Origin of the sequence: Mesorhizobium sp. LSHC412B00 (genome assembly GCF_000503035.1) — a bacterium.
Classification (GTDB): Bacteria; Pseudomonadota; Alphaproteobacteria; order Rhizobiales; family Rhizobiaceae; genus Mesorhizobium.
The window spans coordinates 45,667-67,852 of the sequence record NZ_AYWB01000005.1; the positions used below are offsets into that span (position 1 = coordinate 45,667).

A 22,186-nucleotide genomic window follows, 5' to 3' on the forward strand; every position below is an offset into this window, starting at 1 on the left:
TTGTCTGTTCAGCCTGAAAGGGAACGGACGCCGATGGGCATGCAATCACGCGCAAAGGTGCGGGTACGGCCATTTCCGCTGTCCGTTCCCAGCCAACCCGAGCCGTTCAAGGCGGCGCGTGCGCTGGTTCGGCGCAAATTCTGTTCCCGTGCCGACCGCTGGCACGGATGTTCCGCATATAGAGAATTTTCTGGAATAGTTCTAGACAGTTGCGGAGCAAATTTGTGCGATGCGGCAGCTATCGCGCGGTAAAGTTTTCGGGACGAGCAGGCATGCGGCTGATTGCCGAAAATCTGGGCGGCGAACGCGGCGGCGAGACGGTCTTTTCCGGCATCGGTTTTGCGCTCGACAAGGGCCAGGTGCTGGTCGTCACCGGGCCGAACGGCTCGGGCAAATCGACGCTGCTCAGGGTCATCGCCGGGCTGCTGCCGAAGGCACAAGGCGATGTGCGCATCGAGGGCGGCGGCGAGACGTTTCCGACGACCGCTTCGGCGGTCCACTATCTCGGCCACCTCAATGCAATGAAGACGGCGCTCAGCGTGGCGGAGAATCTGCGCTTCTGGCACGATTTCAACGGCGACGGGCAGTCGGGTGTGGGGGAGGCGCTGGAGACGGTTGGTCTCGGCGGCATCGGCCATCTGCCTTTCGGATATTTGTCGACCGGGCAAAGGCGGCGGGCGGCGATTGCGAAATTGCTGGTCAGTCATAAGCCGCTGTGGCTGCTGGATGAGCCGACGGCTGGGCTGGACAAGGCCTCGGAGGCGCGGTTTGCGGGGCTGATGACGAGGCATTGCGCGGAGGGCGGGATTATTGTCGCGGCGACGCATTTGCCACTGGGATTGGATGGGGCGAAGGAATTGAGGATGGGAGCAATAGGGTGATGTCGGCATTCCCGCCCACCCCCCTCTGTCCTACCGGGCATCTCCCCCGCAGGGGGGGAGATCAGATGTCATGCCGGCTTTCGCCAATCACCGGCATTGAAAAAGAGGCGTCAGCAACGGAACTGCCAATCTCCCCCCTTGCGGGGGAGATGTCCGGGAGGACAGAGGGGGGTGTGAAGGAACGCCACCTTCGGCAAGATGGCGATCAAACCGCAGGCGCGGCTCGCCAATGCTAGCCCTCTTCCTGCGCGACGTCCGTCTCTCAATCCGTGCCGGGGGCGGGGCGCTCACCGGCGTCATCTTCTTCCTCGCCGTCATCGCCACCATCCCCTTCGGTGTCGGACCGGACCTGAAGCTGCTCGCCCGCATCGGTCCGGCGATCCTTTGGATCGGCGCTCTGCTCGCCTGCCTGCTCGGCCTCGACCGGCTGTTTCAGGCCGATCGCGAAGACGGTTCGCTCGATCTTCTGGTGCTGGGCAATGACCGCCACATGCTGGCGCTGACGGTGCTGGTGAAGTGCCTGGCGCACTGGATGGGCAGCGTTCTGCCGCTGGTGGTTGCGGCACCTCTGCTCGGCCTGTTCATGAACATGGAGCCGCTCAGCATCGGCGCCACCGCGCNTGCCGCTGGTGGTTGCGGCACCTCTGCTCGGCCTGTTCATGAACATGGAGCCGCTCAGCATCGGCGCCACCGCGCTCACGCTGCTGGTCGGCACGCCGGCCATCACTTTCATCGGCGCGGTCGGGGCGGCGGTGGCGGTGGCGCTGCCGCGCGGCGGGCTGCTGATCTCGGTGCTGGTGTTGCCGCTGACCATCCCGGTGCTGATCTTCGGGGTGTCGGCGAGCTACGGCGCGGTGGCCGACCCTGATCCGTTCCTGCAGCCCTTCCTCATTCTTGCCGCGCTGACGCTGTTTCTTGCCGTGCTGGGTCCGGTGGCGGCAGCACTGGCGCTGCGGCATGGAACGGATTGATATGACCGCTGCGGCGCGACGATCAATTGCGAAGCCCCAGCCGCAAAGCTAAGAAAGCCGCAAAGCTATGGGAAGGCCATGATCGAGCACGACGAAGTGACGGTGGAAGGGGAGCGAAGCGCATGAGTGCACACGCACTCTATGTCGCGGCCGCCTATGGCATCACGGTGATCGTGCTGGCCGGGCTGATCGGCTGGATCCTGCTCGACCAGCGGACCTGCAAGCGCGAACTGGCAGACCTCGAAGCGGCCGGCGTGCGGCGTCGCTCGGACAAAGCCGGTACTGGGGCCAGCACTGGGGCCAGCAAGCCATGAGCACGGAAAGCGAAACGCCGGCGTCGCCGCGCCGCCGCCTGATCGTGCTGTTGCCGCTGCTGGTTTTTCTCGGCCTCGCCGGATTGTTCCTGTCGCAGCTTTTGTCGGGACGCGATGAGGCGGCAGTGCCGTCGGCGCTGATCGGCCTGCCGGCGCCGCAGACCAACCTGCCGGCGCTGGAAGGGTCAAACCTGCCCGGGCTGGATTCGAAAGCCTTCGCCGGCAAGGTAACGCTGGTCAACGTGTTTGCATCGTGGTGCGCGCCGTGCCGGGAAGAGCATCCGGTGCTCTTGGCGCTGTCGCAGGACAAGCGCTTCGTCATGGCCGCGCTAAACTACAAGGACCAAGCGCAAAACGCGCGCCGGTTCCTTGGTGATCTCGGCAATCCGTTCCAGGCGATAGGTGTCGACGAGGCCGGCCGCACGGCCATCGACTGGGGCGTCTACGGCGTGCCGGAAACCTTCGTCATCGGCAAGGACGGCAAGATTGCCTACAAGCATGTCGGGCCGCTGACAGGGGAGTCGGCGAGGGATGTTCTGTTGCCGCAGATTGAAAAGGCGCTCGCGGCACCGGGCTGACGTTGGCGCCATGCCCCCTCATCCGGCCGCTACGCGGCCCCCTCCTCCCCGTGGGGGAGAAGAGGGAAGCATCGGCACAGGCTAGCTCCTCTCCCCGGGGGGAGAGGTCGGATTGCCCGAATTGCTCATGCAATTCGGTTTGGCAATCCGGGTGAGGGGCGGTGCCCCGCTGAGGTCTGAAATGCTCAGCCGTAGATCTGCCTGTGGACCTGGTAGAGCATTTCCGAGCGGTCGGCGCGCAGATCGGCCAGATCGCGGCTCGTCAGGTTTTCGATTTCCGCGACGAGGCGGTTGTAGTGGCGGCGCTTGGCCATCGAGGAGCGCGCGCGGGAGAAGAGGTTGTCAAAAGCCATAGCAAGGGTCCTTTCGTGCCGCATATCAGCGGTGAATTTGTTCCTCCCTTGGTCGTTCGCAACATGACATAGGAATGGTGCGATGCAAAAAGAAGATGTTGCAATGCACCATTGCACAGGGCGCATAGCGGGTTAATATAGCGCTACAGCACCATAAACGGCCGGACAGGCTGGCGGGCCATGCCGGCCGGGCACCTTTTGTCTTACAAATTGCGCCTGCGCCACCTTGCCATCGCGCCCGCAGGCTGGCTTGATCCGCGCGTCACGTGATGCCCGGAGGAAATGCATGGCGACCGCAGACTATTACGAAATTCTCGATCCGCGTTTCGCGCGGCTGTTCAACGGCAACGCCCAGGTGGAAAAGCTGTTTACCGGATGTCAGTGGGCGGAAGGGCCGGCCTGGTTCGCCGCCGGCCGCTATGTCGTCTGGTCCGACATCCCCAACAACCGGATGCTGCGCTATGACGAGACCGACGGCAATGTGAGCGTCTTCCGTCAGCCCTCCGGCAATTCCAACGGCAACACCGTCGACCGCCAGGGCCGACTGGTGACGTGCGAGCATTCCGGCCGCCGCGTCAGCCGCACCGAGCATGACGGTTCCGTCACCACCATCGCGGCCGAATGGAAAGGCAAGCGGCTGAATTCGCCCAATGACGCGGTCGTGAAATCCGACGGCTCGATCTGGTTCACCGATCCGAGCTACGGCATCGACACCGACTATGAGGGCGACAAGGCCGAAAGCGAGATCGGCGCTTGCAATGTCTACCGGGTCGATCCGGATACGGGCGAGGTCGAGGCCGTCATCACCGACATGGTCCGGCCGAACGGGCTTGCCTTTTCGCTCGATGAAAGCCAGCTCTATGTCGTCGACACCGGCCGCACGCATGGCGCGCAGAATCCGGCGCATATGCGGGTCTTCAACGTCGGCAAGCACGGCAAGAAGGTGTCGGGCGGCAAGGTGTTCGCCGACTGCACGGCCGGCCTGTTCGACGGCTTCCGGCTCGACGAGGCCGGCCGCATCTGGACCAGTGCCGCCGACGGCATCCATTGCTACGATCCCGACGGCACGCTGATCGGCAAGGTCAAGGTGCCGGAAGTGACCGCCAATTGCGTGTTCGGCGGCAACAAGCTGAACTGCCTCTACATCGCCGGCACCACGTCGCTCTACATGGTGCGGCTGATGGTGAACGGGGCGAAGACGTATTGAGGCTGCTGCAAACGCTTCTCTGGCGGCCCTTGATGGCGTTTCTGCGCCTGCCGGCGGCGCCTGTTGCGCTGCGGCCGCCGGAACCACCGCCAAGCGGTTCGCCGGAGCGGATTTCGAAGCCGCCCAGCGGCGGCGGTATCAGACACACTTCAAGGGGAGGACATCATGCCATTCGTCAACATCCGCATCGTCAAGGAAGTGATCGCCGCTGATCCCGCTGGCAAGAAGGCCGACATTGCCAAAAAGGTCACGGCGGCCATCATGGACGCCACCGGGCTTAGCAATGACGACGTCTGGGTGGTGTTCGAAGAGGTCAACGCGCGCGACTGGTATGTCGGTGTGACCGATGTCGAGACGTTGCGGAAGGGGTAGCACAGCGGCACGTTGGGGTGCGCCGCACCCTTTCGTTCGTCATCCTAGGGTCTGCGCCGCGTCGCTTCGCTCCTTGCTCCGCCCTAGGATGACGAGGCAACGTTTGCGCGTATAAAACTCGCGAAAACCTGCACCGCTTCGCGCATGGTCCGCAGGTTCTCGTCCTCTCCCAGGATCGCTTCCATCTCCGGCGGTTTCTTGCCGAGCAAGGCAATCTCCAGAACCGCATTCTCACAAAGCGCGAACGACATGGTGCGCATGATCTCGGCCAGCGCGGCGCGGGCGTAGAGCGAGCGCGCGGAGGCGTGGGCCAGCATGGCGGGCTTGGCGACTGCGGCGTCGCGCGAGACCAGCCAGTCGAGCGCGTTTTTCATGCCGCCGGGCACGCCATGGGCATATTCGGGGCAGGAGAGGATGATGCCGTCGGCGCTGGTGACGGCATCGATCAGCCGCATGGCCTCGGCCGGTGTGCGCTCGCCTTCGTCATCCGGGTTGAAGATCGGCAGCAGGCCGAGCCCGTCATAGACAGTTACGCGGCAATCCGAAGGCGCGTTCGCGGACAGCGCCGCCAGCAGCGCCGAATTGGTCGAGGCGGCGCGCAGGCTGCCGGAGATGGCGAGGAGTTCGATCAAGGGCAAACAGGGCTAGGGAAAACCGGCAAAGGACCGCAATGGCGAATCGTACCCGAAATCTACCACAGGGTCTTGCTGTAGGCTTCGTCCAGCGAGCGGTCGAAATCGTCGGCAGTTTCGGCATGCGCCATCTGATCGGACAGGATCTGACCCAGCGTCGGCAACGTCGCGCGGTCGTGCCAGCTGTCCGGCTTCCACAATTCGGAGCGCATGAAGGCCTTGGCGCAGTGCATGTAAGCGGCCTTGACGCTCACCACGACGACGCTTTGCGGTTGCTTGCCGTCGACGGTGAGGCGCTCGCGCAAACCGGCATCGACGGTTATGCGGGCGTCGCCATTGATGCGCAGCGTCTCGTTCATGCCGGGGATGAGAAAAAGCAGCCCGACCGAAGGGTTGAGCAGGATGTTTTCCAGCGTGTCCAGCCGGTTGTTGCCGGGCCGGTCGGGAATGGCGATGGTCCTGTCGTCGAGGACAAGGGCAAAGCCCGGTCTGTCGCCTTTCGGCGTCACGTCGGAATTTCCGGCGCCGTCGGAAGAACCAATCAGCACGAAAGGGTTCTTGCCGATGAAGGAGCGGCAGTGGCCGTCAAGCGCCTTGAGCTCCTTGCGCATCGATGCGTCGGTCGGCCGCGGCGTTTTGTAGATCGCCCTCAGTTCATCGCGCGTGGTAACGAATTCCATGGCCGTCTCCGTTTATTCGGACGCAATTCCGGACGGAAAACCGCTTCACACTTTTCCTGGAATTGCTCTACTTGCCGGCTTCTTCCACCTTCTCGGTCTTATCCTCGATCGAATGGTGCAGGATCAGCGGCATCTGGCTGAAGGTGAACAACAGGGTGATCGGCATGATGCCCCAGACCTTGAAGGTAACCCAGAAGTCGGTGGAAAAATTCCGCCACACCACTTCATTGGCAAGAGCCAGGAACAGGAAGAACAGGCCCCAGCGGAAAGTCAGCTTGCGCCAGCCTTCGGCATCGAGGCGAAAGGCCGAATCGAAGACATAGCCGAGCAGCGATCGGCCGAAATACAGACCGCCGAGCAGCACGCCGCCGAACAGGGTGTTGACGATGGTCGGCTTCATCTTGATGAACACGTCGTCCTGCAGATAGAGCGTCAGCGCGCCGAAGATGAAGACGACGACGCCCGAGACCATCGGCATGATCGGCAAGGTGCGCAGCAGCAGCCAGGAGGCGATCAGCGCGATCGCCGTCGCCGCCATGAAAAGGCCGGTGGCGACGAAGATCGGCCCGCCGAATTCGGCCAGGACAGGAAATTTCTGCACCAGCCAGGCGCCGCGTGCATTGGCGAAGAAGAACACCATCAGCGGCCCGAGTTCCAGCACCAGCTTGAGCAGCGGATTGACGCTTTCTTTCTTCTTTCGCGGATCGGACGGGTCGCGTTCGAGGATGGGTGAGTTCATGACTTCCTTCTGACGCATGATCTTGTCCAAAAAGCCGTCAGCTCTTCGGGATCATTGCCTGTTACGCCACGCCGGCGATCGCCCTGGCGAATTCGCCGGCCGAGAATGGTTCGAGGTCGTCGACCTGTTCGCCGACGCCGATGAAGTAGACCGGCAGTTTGTGCTTTGCCGCGATCGCGACCAGAATACCGCCGCGCGCCGAGCCGTCCAGCTTGGTCATCACCAGGCCGTTGACGCCGGCGACATTGCGGAAGATCTCGACCTGATTGAGCGCATTCTGGCCGGTGGTGGCGTCGACCGTCTGCAGCACGGTATGCGGCGCTTCCGGATCGAGCTTGCCCAGCACGCGCACGATCTTTTCCAGCTCCGCCATCAGTTCGGTCTTGTTTTGCAGCCGGCCGGCGGTGTCGATGATCAGTACGTCGGAGCCGGCCTCCTTGGCGCGTTCGAAAGCGTCGTAGGCGAGGCCGGCGGCATCCGCGCCTATCTTCGAGGCGATGACCGGCGACTTCGTCCTCTCGCCCCAGATCTTCAGCTGCTCGATGGCCGCAGCGCGAAACGTGTCGCCGGCGGCCAGCATCACCGACAGGCCACCATCGGTCAGTTTGGCGGCGAGCTTGCCGATGGTCGTGGTCTTGCCGGTGCCGTTGACGCCGACCACCAGAATGACATGCGGCTTGTGCGACAGGTCGAGCTCCAGCGGCATGGCGACATGGGCCAGCACCTTCTCCACCTCGGCCGCCATGATGGTGCGGACATCCGCGACGGAGACATCCTTGCCATAGCGGCTGGCGGCGAGCGCATCGGTGACGCGCAAGGCTGTTTCCATGCCGAGATCGGCGCGGATCAGCACGTCTTCGAGGTCCTGTAGCGTCTCTTCGTCGAGCTTTCGCTTGGTGAAGACGCCGGCAATGTTGCCGGTGAGTTCTTTCGAGGAGCGGGCAAGCCCGTCGCGCATGCGCTGGAACCAGGAGCGTCGCGGCGCCGGTTCGGGCTTCTTTTGCGGCTCGGCTTTCTGCTCGACCTTTTTGGTGACGGTGACTTTGCCGGGAGCTGGTTTTGACTGTGGCGAAGGTTGCGGGGCCGGCGCGGGCGCTAGCTCGGCAACGATGGTCTTGGCTTCGACCGGCGCGGGTACAGCTTCAACCGACGTGCGCTTTACCTCCCCCTTGATGGGGGAGGTCCCAAGCGAAGCTTGGGGGTGGGGGTGATTTGCGCTGGCGTCGGCGCCATCACCCCACCCCGCCGCTTCGCGTCGACCCTCCCCATCGAGGGGAGGGTGGGGCGCCTCGTCCTTCTCCCCGTGGCTATACGGGGAGAAGGTGCCGGCAGGCGGATGAGGGGCGGCGCTGACCTCTGAGGTAGGCTGTGCGGGAGGCGCGGACGGTTGCGGCACTTCGATCGGGGCGGCCGGTTCTGCTGGAGTCTCGGCAGGCGTCGGCACTTCGACGGGAGCGGGCTCCAGCTGCGGTTCCGGACGCGATGGTTCGATCTCCGGCTCGGCCGGCGCCGGCGGCACTTCTTGGGGCTGCGGCTCGGGAGCCGGCTCCGGAACGGCTGGCGGCGCAGGAACTTCTTCCGGTGCAGGCGGCTCGGGTATCTCCGGCTCAGGCTGCGGTTCTTCTACCGGCGCGGGCTCCGGCAACGGTTCCGGCTCGGATGGGACGACCGGTTCCGGCGCGGGCGGGATGGTCGGCGTGGGTTCGGGCTTCGGTTCTTCTGGCGCCGACTGCGGCGCAGGCTTTACCTCCCCCTCGATGGGGGAGGCCCCAAGCGAAGCTTGGGGGTGGGGGTGAGTGGCGTCGGCGTCGGCGCTCTCNGACCCTCCCCATCGAGGGGAGGGTGGGGCGTCGGCGGCTCGGGCTCCTCGCGCTTCAAGAACTCCGGAACGACCTGCTCGGCCGCCGGCTTCAGCGCCTCAAGCGCATCCCATTTGATCGGCGGCAGGGGAGCGGTTTCGTCGATGCGCTCCTCGACGACTTCCTTCTTGCCGAACGAAAATATGTTCTTGAAAAAACCGGCCATGCTTCAATCGTCTCAGGCGGCGCGGGCAGTGAGCGGGGCCGCTATCAGGCGCACGCCGTCATGGCCGGTGATGTCTGCCTCGACGATCTCGCCCGGCGCGCCTGTGCCGAGCCCGGCAAGCGTGAACCCTTCGGTGCGGCCGACGCCGTCGCGCTCGATAAGGATCGTTTGGCGCGTTCCGGGAAGCGACGACAGATGGCGGCGATACGCAGCCTCACCAGCGGCGCGCAGCTGGGCCGCGCGCTGCTTGACCAATTCGCGGCGGACCTGCGGCATGCGCGCGGCGGGCGTGCCTTCGCGCGGCGAAAACGGGAAGACATGCAGGTGCGTCAGCCCACATTCCTCGACGATCTTTATCGAATTCTGAAACATTTCCTCGGTCTCGGTCGGGAAGCCGGCGATGATGTCGGCGCCGAAGACGATTGCCGGGCGCAATTTGCGCACATCCTCGCAGAAGCGGATCGACTGGTCGCGCAAATGCCTGCGCTTCATGCGCTTCAGGATCATGTCGTCACCTGATTGCAGCGACAGATGCAGATGCGGCATCAGCCTGGGCTCGGTGGCGATGGCGTCCAGCAGATCGTCGTCGGCCTCGATCGAATCGATGGAGGACAGCCGCAGCCGCCTCACATCAGGCACCTGCTTCAGGATGGTCTTCACCAGCTTTCCCAGCTTCGGCGCGCCCGGCAGGTCGGCGCCGAAAGAGGTCATGTCGACGCCGGTCAGCACGATCTCGGCGTAGCCGTTGCCGACGAGACGCTTGACCTGCTCGACCACGGCGCCCATCGGCACCGAGCGTGAGTTGCCGCGGCCATAGGGGATGATGCAGAAGGTGCAGCGATGGTCGCAGCCATTCTGCACCTGGACGAAAGCACGCGCCCGGCCCTCAATGGCGTCGACCATGTGGCCGGCGGTCTCGCGCACCGAGAAAATGTCGTTGACGCGCGCCTTTTCGGTGTCGTTGACGCCGAAATCCGGCAGCGCGCGGTAGGAGTTGGCCTTCAGCTTCTCTTCGTTGCCAAGCACGAGGTCGACCTCGTCCATGGCGGCAAAATTCTGCGGTTCGGTTTGCGCGGCGCAGCCGGTGACGATGATGCGCGCCGCCGGATTTTCGCGGCGGGCCTTTCTGATCGACTGCCTGGCCTGGCGCACCGCTTCGGCGGTGACGGCGCAGGTGTTGAAGATAATGGCGCCGCCTTTGAGCGCGCCGAGACCTGCGCTTTCGGCCTCGCGGCGCATCACTTCGGATTCATAGGTGTTGAGACGGCAGCCAAAGGTGACGACGTCTATGCCTTGGGAGTTGGGGCCCTTGGTATCGGCAAGTGCAGACATCAGGCCGCGCTTTCGGTGTCGCGGGCCCAGGTGCCGGTCGACGGATCGAAATTGCCGGAAAACTCCCATTCGGCAGCGCCGGTCAGGATGACGTGGTCGTCGTCGCGCCATTTCACATGGAGCGAGCCGCCGCCGGGCGTCATCAGCGTAACGCTGCGGCCGGTGCGCCGGGTGCGGGCAGCGGCGACGACGGAAGCGCAAGCGGCCGAGCCGCAAGCCCTGGTCAGGCCGGCGCCGCGCTCCCAGGTGCGGATGATCATCGTCTCCGGCGATGTTACCTGGGCGATGGTGATGTTGGCGCGCTCGGGGAAGATCGGATGGTTTTCGAGCAGCGGGCCGAAACGCTCGAGTTCGTAGGACCAGACATCGTTGTCGACCCAGAAGATAGCGTGAGGGTTGCCCATCGAGAGAGCCGAAGGCGAATGCAGCACCGGCGCGTCGATGGGGCCGATCTGCAACTCGATCATGCGGGTGTCGCGGAATTCCTCGGCCAACGGAATGTCCTGCCAGCCAAAGCGCGGAGTGCCCATGTCGACCGAGATGGTGCCGTCGGCATGTTCGACGGCGTTGAGGATGCCGGCGCGGGTCTCGAAGGTGAAAGTCTTCTGGCCGGTTTCGGCAGCCAGCGCCTGGACGACACAGCGCATGCCGTTGCCGCAGGCCTGCGCGCCCGAGCCGTCGGAATTCAAGATGTCGATGTAAAAGGCGGTGCCCGGCGTGCGCGAATCGTGGATCGCCATGATCTGGTCGAACCTGGTCGCCGCATCGGCGTTCAGCGCGACAGCCGACGCCGCCGTGACCCTATCGGCACGGCCACGCATGTCGGCGACGATGATTTCGTTGCCGATGCCGTTCATCTTGGCGAAGGGGGCAGTGCCTGCCATGATCTGAGGTAATTCCTGTACGTTTCGCCGCTATATGGCGGAAACGGGCGGGAATTACCAGTGTGGGCTGCGTCTAGGTTACCGCGAAAACGCCGAGCACGATCAGCAGGAAGATGACGAGAACGATGCCGATCAGCACGCGCGCGCCGGTGGCGGCGGCACCGGCCAGCGCCGGCATGCCGAGCAGGCTGGCGGCGGCAGCAACGATGAGAAGAATGATGATCCATTTGATCATGGACAATGCCTCGCAAATTGACTGCAGCGGCCTAAGAACGCATCTGCCGCGCTCTGGTTCCCTCTTGCCGCGAGGCTCTCTCCGACTGGGCGCGCTATTCGGCAATCTCGAAGTCGGTCGTGAAAGGCGCCGTCTTTGGCGAGTTCTCGTCGTGCATGAGGAAATCCGCGCGGTATTTGCCGGGGGGAACGCCATCCAGGGAGACGTTTAATTTGAAGAACATCTCTCGGTTATGCGAGCGCGAGGCGAGCTGGACCCGGCCAAGCTTTTCGACGCTGCCCAGCTTCTCGCCCGACTGGGAAAGCACGGTAAGGTCAACGTAAAGCGCGATCTGGTTGTTGCCGAGCCCATCCGAGCCGTAGCCGTAACCGACCGGCTCCATATAAAGCACAATCTCTTCGCCCGGCTTGTAGACATGGTTCGGGCGCTCGGCGTAGGCGCCGAACCCGCTGGCCGACAGGATATGCTTCACATTTTGCACGCCAAGCGGCATCGCTTGCCACAGAGCGTCCTCGGCGCTGCGGAATTTGTCCAGCGCGCCGGCGCCATCACCCGCCTGCAGTGCCTTTTCGGCTTCAGCGGCGCGATCGGAGATTTCGCCCGCGAAAGCGGCCGGCGTCGAAATTACCAGCGCGATCAAAACTGCCAAGATTGATTTCATCTGTTCCCCCTGTTGCGATAGAACATCGGCTAAAACGGCAGTGCCGTAAACGGCCAAATGCAGACTTCAGCCGCGCTCGATCTCGGGAACGTCCCGGACGGAAGGCGCGAAACCGCTCACGCGCCAGGCCTTGCGCCTCAAGCGCTTCAGTCAGTTTTGCGCCGGCAGTTGCGCTCGACCGCCGATGCGCCGACCTGCTGCGGGCTCCGGTGCCGCTTTCGCAACCAATGTACCGGTTGGAACCGCGCTAGAGCGAAGACATGCCTTTTGTCCGCCAGCCATTTTGCGACAAATTTACAACAATTCGTGGTGCAAACCCTATTTTAACCATATCGGGTTGAAATTTCGCCACCTTCTCCATCTTGGTGAGGGGTGAGATTGTGCGGACGGCTTCCCCCCAGCCGGATCCGACGGAGGTTGGAATGATTTTTTCGAGAAGCGGGCTGATGGCCGTATCGCTGGCAGCGCTCGTTGCGAGCGGCTGTTCGACCTCGCGTTTTTCATCGATGGATGACCAGCAGCCCGCCCCGCTGCAGCCCGCGCCCGCCGGCACGGTGAGCGGAAGCCAACTGCCGCCCCCGGCAGCGCCGGGCACCACCGACCCATCGCAATTCCCGACCGCGCCGGCAGGCGCGCAGGTCGCCTCGCTGCCGCCGGACGGATCGGCGCCGGCCGGAGCCTCCGACCTTACCGCTGCGAGCGTTGCCGGCGTCTGGAACGCCAGCGTGTCCGGACAGAGCTGCAAGGTGGCGACGCCGCAGACCAAATTCGGCGCCGGCTTCCGCGCCGGGCCGCTGCATTGCCCGCCGCCCATCGACGGCATCAAATCGTGGAACGTCGCCGGCAAGCAGCTGACGCTCTATGACGAGAATGGCGGCACGCTGGCGCGGCTCTATTCCTCGGGCGGTTCGAAATTCGACGGCCAGACTACCAACGGCTTGCCGATATCGCTTACAAGGTAGGCAGGGTATGCTGATATTCAGGTGAGGCCGGCCTGCGAACGGCGGCTTCCTGCGCTTCCGGTGCGTACTTAAGTACGCTCCGCTCCGGTTCTCAGGAGCCACCATTCTCGGCTCGGCCTGACCTGAACCTCAACACACCCTGATCTTTCCTGGAGCAATCCGCTCAAAGTAAGCGACGTGACCGATGCATCTGCGTGACTGCCTCCAGACCCATGCGACCGTCAGGCAGCGCTACGACCATCTGGTCGCAACCGGCGCCATCGAGCGCGATCCTGCGCAGGAGCGCATCGCCGCCGCGCTCGACCGGCTGACCGACGAGATCTCGGTCAAGCGGCTGGCGCACAAGTCGAGCGCGCTCGGCTGGCTGTTTGCCCGCAAGCGCGAGACGCGCGAGGTCGTCCAGGGCCTCTACATTCATGGCGGCGTCGGTCGCGGCAAGACCATGCTGATGGATATGTTCTTCGAGCTGTTGCCGGTCAGGCGCAAGCGCCGCGTTCATTTCAACGACTTCATGGCCGATGTGCAGGACCGCATCCAGAAGCACCGGCAGGCGCGCAAGAACGGCGACGTCAAGGAGGACGACCCGATCCCGCCGGTCGCGCTTCAGCTTGCCGAACAGGCCTGGGTGCTGTGCTTCGATGAGTTTTCGGTCACCGACATTGCCGATGCGATGGTCCTGTCGCGGCTGTTTTCGGCGCTGTTCGCCAACGGCGTGGTTCTGGTCGCCACCTCGAATGTCGCGCCGCAGGACCTTTATCGCGACGGGCTGAACCGCCAGCTCTTCCTGCCCTTCATCAGCATTCTCGAGCGCCACGCCCATGTGCTGACGCTTGATGCCGACAAGGACTACAGGCTGGAAAAGCTCGCCCGCACGCCTGTCTATGTCACGCCGGCGGATGCCGAAGCCGATCGTATGCTCGACGAAGCCTGGCAGGCGATGACGCACGGGGCGGCAACGGCCGAGACCGCGCTGACGCTCAAGGGGCGGCAGGTGAGAATACCGGCTGCTTCCGGCAATGCGGCGCGGTTTTCCTTCGCCGATCTCTGCGAAAAGCCGCTCGGCGCGCGCGATTTTCTGGCGATTGCCGGCCGCTTCTCGACCGTCTTCATCGATCACGTGCCGGTGCTGGGCGAAGGCAAGCGCAACGAGGCCAAGCGCTTCATCCTCCTGATAGACACGCTCTACGATCATCACACGCGGCTGGTGGTAAGCGCCGATGCCTCGCCCCCTGAGCTCTATACGGCCAGGCGCGGCAACGAGGTGTTCGAATTCGAGCGCACGGCCTCGCGGCTGATCGAAATGCAGAGCCGGGATTGGCTGCAGGACTGGGCGGAACGGCAAAAGGCGAAGGCGGAAGTGCAGGTCTGAGGGTTCGAAGAGGTCATTATGTAGTGATCCTTCGCGCCCCCCTCTGTCCTGCCGGACATCTCCCCCACACGGGGGGAGATTGGCGGTTTCGGCGCTCCGCTCATTCCTGCGGCCATTGGAGATTGGCGAAAGGTCGCGTGACGTCCGATCTCCCCCCTCGTGGGGGAGATGCCTGGCAAGGCAGAGGGGGGCGCTGTCCCGTCGACGCCTAAAGGTCATACGCATACATTACAAACGCCTCCGCCTGCCCATGCTCCTCCCTGCGTTTTTCATAAAGCCCGCGCGATGGAACATTGTCCGGCTCGGTTCCAACACAGGCTTCGCCGCAACCTTTGCTCGCGGCCGAGCGCGAACATCGCGTCGAGCATTTTTCGCGCGATGCCTTGGCGCTGGTAGGCGGGTGAGACGCCGACTTCGTCGATGTAGAGTCCGTTGACCTTGTCGGGATGGCGGTGGATGATTGTGGGGCATTGGTCGACGACGCCGTCGGCCAATGCCACGATCATGAGATGACCTGATGATGAGGCGAGGTAGGCAGCAAGCCTGTCTGCCCGGACCGGCTCGTCGAACACGTCCCCGGCGATGCGCTTCACAAGGGCGTCATCGCCTGGATATAATCTTCTGATTTCCACGCTCATTGTGTAAAATCTCCCAAATCGGCTTACAAACTTTGACGTTTACGTAAGTCCCAATGTTTCTAACCGATTGAAATCATTCACTCGAAAATAATCGTTTGAATATATTTTCCACCGGGGCTACTGGATGCGGCGAAATCTAGCTGAGACCATAGCATTCCGGCCTCTTCCTCGACGCCGTCAACAGATCGCCAGGGATTTTGGGCGTCGTCACAGACAAAGGGAAAATTTCCTCACATGGCACGCAACAAGATAGCGCTCATCGGCTCCGGCATGATCGGCGGCACGCTCGCTCACATGATCGGCCTCAAGGACCTCGGCGACGTGGTGCTGTTCGATATTGCCGAGGGCATTCCGCAAGGCAAGGGGCTCGATATCGCGCAGTCGTCGCCGGTCGACGGTTTTGATTCCCGGCTGACCGGCGTCAATGATTATGCCGGCATCGAGGGCGCCGACGTTTGCATCGTCACCGCGGGCGTGCCGCGCAAGCCAGGCATGAGCCGCGACGATCTGCTGGGCATCAACCTCAAGGTCATGGAACAGGTCGGCGCCGGGCTGAAGAAATATGCACCCAAGGCCTTCGTCATCTGCATCACCAACCCGCTCGACGCCATGGTCTGGGCGCTGCAGAAGTTTTCCGGCCTGCCCAAGACCCATGTCGTCGGCATGGCCGGCGTGCTCGACAGCGCGCGCTTCCGCTATTTCCTCGCCGAGGAATTCAAGGTCTCGGTCGAGGACGTTACCGCCTTCGTGCTCGGCGGCCACGGCGATTCCATGGTGCCGATGATCCGCTACTCCACTGTGTCAGGCATTCCGTTGCCCGATCTCATCAAGATGGGCTGGACCTCGAAGGAAAAGCTCGACCAGATCGTCCAGCGCACCCGCGACGGCGGCGCCGAGATCGTCGGTCTGCTCAAGACCGGCTCGGCCTACTATGCGCCGGCCGCCTCGGCGATCTCGATGGCCGAATCCTACCTCAAGGACAAGAAGCGCGTGCTGCCTTGCGCGGCGCATCTCTCGGGCCAGTATGGCGTCAAGGGCACCTATGTCGGCGTTCCCGTTGTGATCGGCGCCGGCGGCGTCGAGCGCATCATCGAGATCGACCTCAACAAGGCCGAGCAGAAGATGTTCGACGCTTCGGTGGCGACGGTGCAGGGCCTGACCGAGGCCTGCGTCAAGATCGCCCCGCACCTCGCCTCGAAGTAATCCCCCAAAGCAGCCGATCCGGAGACCGTCCAGATGAACATCCATGAATATCAAGGCAAGGCGCTGCTGAAGTCGTTTGGCGCGCCGGTGGCCGAAGGCGTGCCGGTGTTCAAGGCAAGCGAAGCGGAAGCCGCGGCACAAGCGCTTCCCGGTCCGCTCTATGTGGTGAAGAGCCAAATCCATGCCGGCGGCCGCGGCAAGGGGAAGTTCAAGGAACTGTCGCCCGACGCAAAGGGCGGCGTGCGGCTGGCTAAGTCGGTTGCCGAAGTCGTTGCCAACGCCAATGAGATGCTCGGCCACACGCTGGTGACCAAGCAGACCGGCCCCGCCGGCAAGCAGGTCAACCGCCTCTATATCGAGGACGGCGCCGACATCGATCGCGAGCTTTATCTGTCGATCCTGGTCGACCGCTCGGTCGGCCGCATCGCTTTCGTCGTCTCGACCGAGGGCGGCATGGACATTGAAGGCGTCGCCCACGACACACCGGAAAAGATCATCACCCGCGCCATCGATCCGCTGGCCGGCGTGACGACCATCGACGTCGACATATTGGTGGAAGCGCTGGGCCTCACCGGCGATGCCGCCAAGGATGCCGGCACGCTGTTCCCGATCCTCTACAAGGCCTTTGTCGAGAAGGACATGAGCCTGCTCGAGGTCAACCCGCTGATCGTGATGAAAAACGGCCGCCTGCGCGTGCTGGACGCCAAGGTGTCGTTCGACAACAACGCTCTCTTCCGCCACCCCGAACTGATGGAACTGCGCGACACCACCGAAGAGGACGAGAAGGAGATCGAGGCGTCGAAATACGACCTCGCCTATGTCGCGCTCGACGGCAATATCGGCTGCATGGTCAATGGCGCCGGCCTCGCCATGGCGACTATGGACATCATCAAGCTCTACGGCGCCGAGCCCGCCAACTTCCTCGATGTCGGCGGCGGCGCGTCGAAGGAGAAGGTGACGGCGGCGTTCAAGATCATCACCAAGGATCCGGCCGTCAAAGGCATACTGATCAACATCTTCGGCGGCATCATGAAGTGCGACATCATCGCCGAGGGCGTCATTGCCGCAGTCAAGGAAGTCGGCCTGGAAGTGCCGCTGGTGGTGCGTCTTGAAGGCACCAATGCCGAGCTCGGCAAGAAGATCATCAACGACAGCGGCCTGAACGTGGTGTCGGCCGACGATCTCGATGACGCAGCCAAGAAGATCGTGGCGGCGGTGAAGGGCTGAAGGCGAATGCCTCCGCGCAAGATAAACCTGGTCGAGGCGGCGGATCGAACGATCACCAAGGTCTTCGATCCGCATATCGCCGGCGACGTCAATGACAGCCAGGCGAAGGTCGCCAAGTTCGGCGAGACCTTCGATTGGCATGCACACGAGCATGAGGACGAGGCTTTTCTCGTGCTGCGGGGCAAGATCGCCATCGATTTTCGCGACGGCCCGGTCGAGCTCGGCGAGGGCGATTTCATTGTCGTGCCGAAGGGCGTCGAGCACCGGCCGCGGTCGCTGACCGCCGAGCCGGTGGTGCTGATGTTCGAGCCGGCAACGACGCTCAACACCGGCAACGCCAAGAGCGACCTCACCGTCTCCGACCTGAAGCGGCTCTGACCCATGAACGCGTTCTCCTTGCTCTCGGCCGATCACCAGCGCCTGCAGGCGCTGGTCGGCGCGTGGCGCGGCGAGGAAGAGGTGGCGGAAACACAATGGGCCGATGGTGGACCGGCGACGTCGGAAGTGCTGGGGGAGGCACAGTTCGGCGGCCTGTTCGTGGTGCAGCGCTATCGCCAGCGCCGCGACGGCACGGTCTCGTTCGGCTCGCACTCAGTGTTCGGATTCGATCAGCAAAACAGCCTCGTCACCATGCACCAGTTCGATTCCATGGGCTTTGTGCCGGCCTCGCCGGCCACAGGCGCATGGAACGGCAGCGAGCTCACTCTTGATCGGTCGTCGCCGCGCGGTTCCGCGCGGGTCACATATATTTTCGACAATGCCGATGCCTACCGCATGCGATTGCATTTCAAACCTGCCGGCAGCGACAGCTGGCAAGACATGGTGAGCGGCGTCTACCGGCGCGTCTCGCCTTCCTCGATCAACGGTTTTTAGAAAAGGGCTCCGATGTCCATTCTCATCGACAAGAACACCAAGGTGCTGGTGCAGGGCCTGACCGGCAAGACCGGCACGTTCCACACCGAACAGGCGCTGGCCTATCACGGCACCAGGATGGTGGGCGGTATCCATCCAAAGAAGGGTGGCGAGACCTGGACCGGCGCCAAGGGCGAAAACCTGCCGATCTTCGCCTCGGTCGCCGAGGGCAAGGAAAAGACCGGCGCCAACGCCTCGGTCGTCTATGTGCCGCCGGCGGGCGCCGCCGAAGCCATCCTCGAAGCCATCGAAGCCGAGATCCCGCTGATCGTCTGCATCACCGAAGGCATTCCGGTGATGGACATGGTCAGGGTCAAGGCGCGGCTCGACCGCTCGACCTCGCGGCTGATCGGCCCGAACTGCCCTGGTGTGCTCACCCCCGACGAATGCAAGATCGGCATCATGCCCGGCAACATCTTCCGCAAAGGCTCGGTCGGCGTTGTTTCGCGCTCGGGAACGCTTACCTATGAGGCAGTGTTCCAGACCACAAATGTCGGCCTCGGCCAGACGACCGCCGTCGGTATCGGCGGCGACCCCGTCAAAGGCACCGAGTTCATTGACGTGCTCGAGATGTTCCTCGCCGACGACGAGACCAAGTCGATCATCATGATCGGCGAGATCGGCGGTTCGGCCGAGGAAGACGCCGCGCAGTTCCTCAAGGACGAGGCCAAACGCGGCCGCAAAAAGCCGATGGCGGGCTTCATCGCCGGGCGCACCGCGCCGGCCGGTCGCACCATGGGCCATGCGGGCGCGGTCATCTCCGGCGGCAAGGGCGGCGCGGAAGACAAGATCGCGGCGATGGAATCGGCCGGCATTAAAGTATCGCCATCGCCGGCGCGTCTGGGCACGACGCTGGTCGAGGCGATCAAGGCCAAGTGAGTAGCGAGTAGTGAATAGCGAATAGGGAAAAGAGAGTAACGGCGCGACCCGGGAAAAATCCCTACTCGCTATTCGCTACTCACTATTCGCTTTTGAAAAGGAGACGGAGCCAGGCTCCGCGGACAAAAATGGCAAGACAAGATCAGGCCAACGACCAATTTTCGCTCACCTCTTTCCTCTATGGCGGCAATGCCGACTATATCGACGCGCTGTACGCGTCCTATGAGGATGATCCAGAGTCGGTAAACCCCGAATGGCAGGATTTTTTCGCCGGGCTGAAGGACGACGCCGGCGATGTGCGCAAGAACGCCAAGGGCGCTTCCTGGGCAAAGCCCTCCTGGCCGCTGCAGGCCAATGGCGAACTGGTGTCGGCGCTCGACGGCAATTGGGGCATCGTCGAGAAGCATCTGGAAAAGAAGGTCAAGGACAAGGCGGTCACCAATGGCGTCGTGCTGTCGGATGCCGACGTGCATCAGGCGACGCGCGATTCGGTGCGCGCCATCATGATGATCCGCGCCTTCCGCATGCGCGGCCATCTGCATGCCAATCTCGACCCGCTCGGCATCGCCAAGCCGCTTGAGGACTATAACGAGCTGTCCCCGGAGAATTACGGTTTCACCGCAGCCGACTACGACCGGCCGATCTTCCTCGACAATGTGCTCGGCCTCGAATTCGGCACCATCCGGCAGATGCTGGAGATCCTGACCCGCACCTATTGCTCGACGCTCGGTGTCGAGTTCATGCACATTTCCGACCCCGAGGAGAAGGCCTGGATCCAGGCGCGCATCGAAGGTGCTGACAAGGAGATTTCCTTCACCGCTACGGGAAAAAAAGCGATCCTGCAGAAGCTGGTCGAGGCCGAAGGCTTCGAGCAGTTCATCGATGTCAAGTACAAGGGTACCAAGCGCTTCGGCCTCGATGGCAGCGAAGGCCTGATCCCGGCGCTGGAGCAGATCATCAAGCGCGGCGGCCAGCTCGGCATGAAGGAGATCGTGCTCGGCATGGCGCATCGCGGCCGGCTGAACGTGCTGTCCCAGGTGATGGCCAAACCGCATCGCGCCATCTTCCACGAATTCAAGGGCGGCTCGGCCGCTCCTGACGAGGTCGAGGGCTCGGGCGACGTCAAGTACCATCTCGGCGCCTCGTCGGACCGCGAATTCGACGGCAACAAGGTGCATCTGTCGCTGACCGCCAATCCTTCGCATCTGGAAATCGTCGATCCGGTTGTGATGGGCAAGGCGCGCGCCAAGCAGGACTATCTGTTCGGCCGCAGCCGCGAGGAGATCGTGCCGCTGGAAGAGCGCGCCAAGGTGCTGCCGCTGCTTCTGCATGGCGACGCCGCCTTTGCTGGCCAGGGCGTAATCGCGGAAATTCTCGGCCTGTCGGGCCTGCGCGGCCACCGCGTCGCCGGCACGCTGCATTTCATCATCAACAACCAGATCGGCTTCACCACCAATCCGCGCTTCTCGCGCTCGTCGCCCTATCCGTCCGACGTCGCCAAGATGATCGAGGCGCCGATCTTCCACGTCAATGGCGACGACCCGGAAGCGGTGGTGCATGCCACCAAGGTGGCGATCGAATTTCGCATGAAGTTCCACAAGCCGGTGGTGGTGGACATGTTCTGCTATCGCCGCTTCGGCCACAATGAGGGCGACGAACCGGCCTTCACGCAGCCGATCATGTACGCCAACATCCGCAACCACAAGACGACGGTGCAGATCTATGGCGACCGGCTGATCGCCGAGGGCCATATCAGCCAGGCCGAACTCGACAAGATGAAGGCCGACTGGCGCGCCCATCTGGAGTCCGAATGGGAAGTCGGCCAGCACTACAAGCCCAACAAGGCCGACTGGCTGGACGGCGCCTGGTCTGGTTTGCGCACCGCCGACAACCAGGACGAACAGCGCCGCGGCAAGACCGCCGTGCCGGTCAAGGTGCTGAAGGACATCGGCAAGAAACTGACCGAGGTGCCGAAAGGTTTCGAGGCGCACAAGACCATCATCCGCTTCCTCGAAAACCGCCGCCAGGCGATCGACTCCGGCGAAGGCATCGACTGGTCGACGGCCGAGGCGCTGGCCTTCGGCGCCATCCTGCTCGACGGCAATCCGATCCGGCTCTCCGGCCAGGATTCAGAACGCGGCACCTTCTCGCAGCGCCATTCCGTGCTCTACGACCAGCGCGACGAGACCCGCTACATCCCGCTCAACAATCTCTCGGCCGCACAGGCCGGCTACGAAGTCATCAACTCGATGCTGTCGGAAGAGGCGGTGCTCGGCTTCGAGTATGGCTACAGCCTGGCCGAGCCTAAGGCGCTGACGCTCTGGGAAGCGCAGTTCGGCGATTTCGCCAACGGCGCCCAGGTGGTGTTCGACCAGTTTATCTCGTCGGGCGAGCGCAAGTGGCTGCGCATGTCGGGCCTGGTCTGCCTGCTGCCGCATGGCTATGAGGGCCAGGGGCCGGAACATTCCTCGGCCCGGCTCGAGCGTTTCCTGCAGCTCTGCGCCGAAGACAATATGCAAGTCGCCAACTGCACCACGCCGGCAAACTACTTCCACATATTGCGCCGGCAACTGAAGCGCGACTTCCGCAAGCCGCTGATCCTGATGACGCCGAAGTCGCTGCTGCGCCACAAGCGGGCAGTGTCGACGCTGCCGGAGATTTCGGGCGAAAGCTCGTTCCACCGGCTGTTGTGGGACGACGCCCAGCTGTTGCAGAACCAGGCGATCAAGCTCACCAAGGATTCCAAAATCCGCCGCGTCGTGCTGTGCTCGGGCAAGGTCTATTACGACCTGTACGAGGAACGCGAGAAGCGCGGCATCAACGACATCTATCTCTTGCGCGTCGAACAGCTCTATCCGTTCCCGGCCAAGGCGCTGATCACCGAACTGTCGCGCTTCCGCAATGCCGAGATGGTGTGGTGCCAGGAGGAACCCAAGAATATGGGCGCCTGGTCGTTCATCGATCCGTATCTGGAATGGGTGCTGGCGCATATCGACGCCAAGCACCAGCGGGTGCGCTATACCGGACGTCCTGCGGCGGCATCGCCGGCGACCGGCTTGATGTCGAAGCATTTGGCGCAGCTCGCCGCCCTGCTCGAAGACGCGCTCGGCGAATAGAACAAACCCGGCGAAT

23 protein-coding genes and 1 pseudogene are annotated in these 22,186 nt (G+C 63.2%); 14 read left to right on the plus strand and 10 right to left on the minus strand.

The window, feature by feature from the left end:
• Positions 1-272 precede the first annotated feature (272 nt).
• The 4 genes and pseudogenes from ccmA (at position 273) to X757_RS153435 (ending at position 2,744) form a co-directional block, all read left to right on the plus strand.
• The gene (gene ccmA, locus X757_RS153445) at positions 273-881 is read left to right on the plus strand and encodes a heme ABC exporter ATP-binding protein CcmA (protein WP_023726028.1); all 609 of its coding nucleotides are present in this window, start codon (positions 273-275) and stop codon (positions 879-881) included.
• Between the two features lie 229 nt (positions 882-1,110).
• Positions 1,111-1,852, plus strand: a pseudogene (ccmB, locus tag X757_RS1000000168895) (heme exporter protein CcmB).
• 122 nt (positions 1,853-1,974) lie between these two features.
• A complete protein-coding gene (gene ccmD / locus X757_RS153440; protein ID WP_023726029.1) occupies positions 1,975-2,166 on the plus strand; it encodes a heme exporter protein CcmD in 192 nt (63 codons plus the stop codon).
• On the plus strand, positions 2,163-2,744 hold the full coding sequence (locus X757_RS153435) for a DsbE family thiol:disulfide interchange protein (RefSeq protein ID WP_023726030.1): 582 nt from the start codon (positions 2,163-2,165) through the stop codon (positions 2,742-2,744). Before ccmD ends, X757_RS153435 begins: the two co-directional genes overlap by 4 nt.
• 185 nt (positions 2,745-2,929) lie before the next feature.
• Here the strand turns inward: X757_RS153435 and X757_RS1000000168500 are convergent, their stop codons facing one another.
• Positions 2,930-3,097, minus strand: coding sequence for a hypothetical protein (locus X757_RS1000000168500; protein ID WP_023687680.1), 168 nt, complete (start codon positions 3,095-3,097; stop codon positions 2,930-2,932).
• Positions 3,098-3,383: 286 nt separating this feature from the next.
• Here X757_RS1000000168500 and X757_RS153430 point away from each other — a divergent pair, with 286 nt between their 5' ends.
• Together X757_RS153430 and X757_RS153425 are read left to right on the plus strand one after the other, a co-directional pair.
• The gene (locus tag X757_RS153430; protein ID WP_023671738.1) at positions 3,384-4,304 is read left to right on the plus strand and encodes an SMP-30/gluconolactonase/LRE family protein; all 921 of its coding nucleotides are present in this window, start codon (positions 3,384-3,386) and stop codon (positions 4,302-4,304) included.
• 165 nt (positions 4,305-4,469) lie between these two features.
• Positions 4,470-4,676 carry a 4-oxalocrotonate tautomerase family protein gene (locus tag X757_RS153425; RefSeq protein ID WP_023683852.1) on the plus strand — a complete coding sequence of 69 codons (207 nt, stop codon included), beginning with the start codon at positions 4,470-4,472 and terminating at the stop codon, positions 4,674-4,676.
• A gap of 83 nt (positions 4,677-4,759) precedes the next feature.
• Here X757_RS153425 and X757_RS153420 read toward each other — a convergent pair whose 3' ends face one another.
• The 8 genes from X757_RS153420 to X757_RS153385 all read right to left on the minus strand — a co-directional run bounded on the left by X757_RS153420 (position 4,760) and on the right by X757_RS153385 (position 11,864).
• Positions 4,760-5,308, minus strand: a complete 549-nt coding sequence (locus tag X757_RS153420; protein ID WP_023726031.1) for an NADPH-dependent FMN reductase — start codon at positions 5,306-5,308, stop codon at positions 4,760-4,762.
• Positions 5,309-5,367: 59 nt separating this feature from the next.
• On the minus strand, positions 5,368-5,988 hold the full coding sequence (locus X757_RS153415) for a pyridoxamine 5'-phosphate oxidase family protein (RefSeq protein WP_023726032.1): 621 nt from the start codon (positions 5,986-5,988) through the stop codon (positions 5,368-5,370).
• Between the two features lie 67 nt (positions 5,989-6,055).
• Positions 6,056-6,727 carry a septation protein A gene (locus tag X757_RS153410; RefSeq protein WP_023726033.1) on the minus strand — a complete coding sequence of 224 codons (672 nt, stop codon included), beginning with the start codon at positions 6,725-6,727 and terminating at the stop codon, positions 6,056-6,058.
• Positions 6,728-6,788: 61 nt separating this feature from the next.
• Complete coding sequence (gene ftsY, locus X757_RS1000000169680) at positions 6,789-8,486, minus strand: signal recognition particle-docking protein FtsY (RefSeq protein WP_373432833.1); 1,698 nt, start codon at positions 8,484-8,486, stop codon at positions 6,789-6,791.
• A gap of 278 nt (positions 8,487-8,764) precedes the next feature.
• Positions 8,765-10,084 carry a tRNA (N(6)-L-threonylcarbamoyladenosine(37)-C(2))-methylthiotransferase MtaB gene (gene mtaB, locus X757_RS153400; protein WP_031251240.1) on the minus strand — a complete coding sequence of 440 codons (1,320 nt, stop codon included), beginning with the start codon at positions 10,082-10,084 and terminating at the stop codon, positions 8,765-8,767.
• Positions 10,084-10,968, minus strand: a complete 885-nt coding sequence (gene dapF / locus X757_RS153395) for a diaminopimelate epimerase (protein WP_023726037.1) — start codon at positions 10,966-10,968, stop codon at positions 10,084-10,086. The genes mtaB and dapF overlap by 1 nt, the downstream gene beginning before the upstream one ends.
• Positions 10,969-11,041: 73 nt before the next feature.
• Entirely contained in the window at positions 11,042-11,203 is a 162-nt protein-coding gene (locus X757_RS1000000166450) for a DUF1328 family protein (protein WP_023683859.1), read from the minus strand.
• A gap of 94 nt (positions 11,204-11,297) precedes the next feature.
• A complete protein-coding gene (locus X757_RS153385; RefSeq protein ID WP_023726038.1) occupies positions 11,298-11,864 on the minus strand; it encodes a hypothetical protein in 567 nt (188 codons plus the stop codon).
• Between the two features lie 422 nt (positions 11,865-12,286).
• Between X757_RS153385 and X757_RS153380 the strand changes: the two genes are divergently transcribed.
• Both X757_RS153380 and zapE read left to right on the plus strand, forming a co-directional pair.
• Entirely contained in the window at positions 12,287-12,826 is a 540-nt protein-coding gene (locus tag X757_RS153380; RefSeq protein ID WP_023687689.1) for a protease inhibitor Inh/omp19 family protein, read from the plus strand.
• A 184-nt stretch (positions 12,827-13,010) separates the two neighbouring features.
• A complete protein-coding gene (gene zapE / locus X757_RS153375) occupies positions 13,011-14,195 on the plus strand; it encodes a cell division protein ZapE (RefSeq protein ID WP_023726039.1) in 1,185 nt (394 codons plus the stop codon).
• Positions 14,196-14,464: 269 nt separating this feature from the next.
• Here zapE and X757_RS01000000164750 read toward each other — a convergent pair whose 3' ends face one another.
• Positions 14,465-14,833 carry a GNAT family N-acetyltransferase gene (locus X757_RS01000000164750; protein ID WP_245275053.1) on the minus strand — a complete coding sequence of 123 codons (369 nt, stop codon included), beginning with the start codon at positions 14,831-14,833 and terminating at the stop codon, positions 14,465-14,467.
• Positions 14,834-15,067: 234 nt separating this feature from the next.
• Between X757_RS01000000164750 and mdh the strand changes: the two genes are divergently transcribed.
• The 6 genes from mdh to X757_RS153345 all read left to right on the plus strand — a co-directional run bounded on the left by mdh (position 15,068) and on the right by X757_RS153345 (position 22,170).
• Positions 15,068-16,036, plus strand: coding sequence for a malate dehydrogenase (gene mdh, locus X757_RS153370; RefSeq protein WP_023726040.1), 969 nt, complete (start codon positions 15,068-15,070; stop codon positions 16,034-16,036).
• Between the two features lie 33 nt (positions 16,037-16,069).
• Positions 16,070-17,263 carry an ADP-forming succinate--CoA ligase subunit beta gene (sucC, locus tag X757_RS153365; RefSeq protein WP_023726041.1) on the plus strand — a complete coding sequence of 398 codons (1,194 nt, stop codon included), beginning with the start codon at positions 16,070-16,072 and terminating at the stop codon, positions 17,261-17,263.
• Positions 17,264-17,269: 6 nt separating this feature from the next.
• Positions 17,270-17,641, plus strand: a complete 372-nt coding sequence (locus X757_RS153360; protein ID WP_023706740.1) for a cupin domain-containing protein — start codon at positions 17,270-17,272, stop codon at positions 17,639-17,641.
• 3 nt (positions 17,642-17,644) lie between these two features.
• Positions 17,645-18,136 carry a DUF1579 family protein gene (locus X757_RS153355; RefSeq protein WP_023699238.1) on the plus strand — a complete coding sequence of 164 codons (492 nt, stop codon included), beginning with the start codon at positions 17,645-17,647 and terminating at the stop codon, positions 18,134-18,136.
• A 12-nt stretch (positions 18,137-18,148) separates the two neighbouring features.
• Positions 18,149-19,054, plus strand: a complete 906-nt coding sequence (gene sucD, locus X757_RS153350) for a succinate--CoA ligase subunit alpha (RefSeq protein WP_023699237.1) — start codon at positions 18,149-18,151, stop codon at positions 19,052-19,054.
• 128 nt (positions 19,055-19,182) lie between these two features.
• Positions 19,183-22,170 carry a 2-oxoglutarate dehydrogenase E1 component gene (locus X757_RS153345; RefSeq protein ID WP_023670536.1) on the plus strand — a complete coding sequence of 996 codons (2,988 nt, stop codon included), beginning with the start codon at positions 19,183-19,185 and terminating at the stop codon, positions 22,168-22,170.
• Positions 22,171-22,186: the final 16 nt, after the last annotated feature.